Genomic DNA, 1,978 nt, shown 5'->3' on the forward strand with positions numbered 1-1,978 from the left:
CCAGGCCGCGGGGGTGGCGCACATGGGAGCGCATGCACTCGGGGCGGCCGCGTATGCCGCGGTCGCCGTGGGGCTCGCGCATCCCGACGACCCCCGCGCCCGCGACCGGGAGGTGACGCAGCAGCTCGCCCTCCTCTCCCCCGCCGCAGCTTCGGCCCTGCGCTCCCTGCCCCTCCTCGGCACCGACACCGCCGGACCGCTCGGCCCCGGGCTGCTGGCCGCGGGCGACCTCGGCGCGGTGATCCGGCGGGTGCAGGCCGCACTCGCCTGACCCCGCTGCACGCCGCGCTTCAGCGGCGATTCAGCGTCGAGCCGCCACACTGGGGTGATGCGGATCCTGGTGGTGGACGACGAGGTGCGCCTGGCGGAGGGCGTGCGTCGGGGGCTCGAGGCCGAGGGCTTCGCGGTCGACGTGGCACACAACGGGGTCGACGGACTGTGGCGGGCACGGGAGACGCGGTACGACGCGATCGTGCTCGACCTGATGATGCCCGGCATGAGCGGCTGGAAGGTGTGCGAGGCGCTGCGGGCGGAGGAGAACTGGACGCCCGTGCTCATGCTCACCGCGAAGGACGGCGAGTGGGATCAGGTCGAGGCCCTCGAGACCGGCGCCGACGACTACGTCACGAAGCCGTTCTCGTTCGCGATCCTGGTCGCACGGCTGCGGGCCCTGGTGCGCCGCGGGGCCGTTGCCCGTCCCACCGTGCTGGAGGCCGGGGATCTGCGCCTGGATCCCGCGGCGCATCAGGTATGGCGCGGCGACACGCCGATCAGCCTCACGGCCAGGGAGTTCGCGGTGCTCGAGCACCTGATGCGGCACCGCGGCCAGGTGCTCTCCAAGCGCGACCTGATCGCGGGGGTCTGGGACGACGACTTCGACGGCGACCCGAACATCGTCGAGGTGTACGTCGGCCATCTGCGGCGCAAGGTGGACAAGCCGTTCGGGCGCGCGGCCATCGAGACCATCCGCGGGGCGGGCTACCGGCTGGCGGCCGACGGTGGCTAGCCGGTTCCTCCGTTCGGTGCGCGGCCGGACGACGCTCGGCGCGACGGTGGTGGTGGCGGTGGCCCTGCTGATCGGCGCCTTCTCCTTCTACGGCGTGCTCAGCGCGAGCATCCACGGCGCCAGGGAGCGCGCCGCCGAGCTGCGCCTGGAGGAGCTGGTGCAGCGCTTCGAGGGTCCGGGGCGCCCCGGTCCCGAGCTGCTCGACGACGACATCGTGCAGCTGATCGGACGCGACGGGACCGTGCGTCGCGCGAGCGAGGAGGCGCAGGAGCTCCTCGGATCGGGGTCGCTGCCCGTGCATGACGACCCGCGGAGCTTCGTGATCGACGGCGAGCGGATGGTGGTCGTGTCGGACGACCTCGACGACGGTGAGAGCCTGGTGCTGGCGGTGCCGATGGAAGACGACGCGGAGACGCTCGCCACGGTCGCGACACTGTTGGCCGTCGCCGTCCCCGCCCTGCTGGTGCTCGTCGCCGCGACCACCTGGCTCGTCACAGGGCGGGCCCTGCGTCCGGTCTCGCGCATCCGCACGGAGGTCGACGGCATCACGGCGGAGCGCCTCGACCGCCGCGTGCCCGTGCCCGACACGGGCGACGAGATCGCGTCCCTCGCGACCACGATGAACGGCATGCTCGACCGGCTCGACGCCGCCGCGACCGCCCAGCGCCGCTTCGTGTCCGACGCCTCGCACGAGCTGCGGTCGCCGCTCGCGACCATCCGTCAGCACGCCGAGCTGGCACAGTCGCACCCCGAGGTCACGAGCATCCGCGAGCTCGCCGACGTGGTGTCGGAGGAGGGCCTGCGCCTGCAGGGCATCGTCGAGTCGCTGCTGCTGCTGGCCCGCCTCGACGAGGGGGTGGCGGGTGCCGCGGAGCCGGTGGACCTCGACGACATCGCCCTCACCGAGGTGCGACGCCTGCGCGCGGCGGGGCTCGACGTGGACGGGTCGGGCATCGGCGCCGCCCGGGTGTC

3 protein-coding genes are annotated in these 1,978 nt (G+C 73.7%); all 3 read left to right on the forward strand.

Going from position 1 to position 1,978, the window contains the following annotated elements; translation table 11 throughout:
• Positions 1–271 (forward strand): putative immunity protein (locus tag DW309_RS01365; protein WP_342590360.1); only part of this gene is annotated, 271 nt, incomplete at its 5' end.
• A 57-nt stretch (positions 272–328) separates the two neighbouring features.
• A complete protein-coding gene (locus tag DW309_RS01370) occupies positions 329–1,006 on the forward strand; it encodes a response regulator transcription factor (protein ID WP_136044328.1) in 678 nt (225 codons plus the stop codon).
• A partial coding sequence (locus DW309_RS01375) for a histidine kinase dimerization/phospho-acceptor domain-containing protein (RefSeq protein WP_240753087.1) occupies positions 999–1,978 on the forward strand: 980 nt, incomplete at its 3' end. The genes DW309_RS01370 and DW309_RS01375, both read left to right, overlap by 8 nt.

The sequence above is a fragment of the Microbacterium sp. K41 genome (assembly GCF_004794395.1).
Taxonomy (GTDB): domain Bacteria; phylum Actinomycetota; class Actinomycetes; order Actinomycetales; family Microbacteriaceae; genus Microbacterium; species Microbacterium sufflavum.

Excerpts from the sequence above, each read along its gene's own strand:
- DW309_RS01370 (WP_136044328.1), top strand. The coding sequence starts at position 329 with ATGCGGATCCTGGTGGTGGACGACGAGGTGCGCCTGGCGGAGGGCGTG.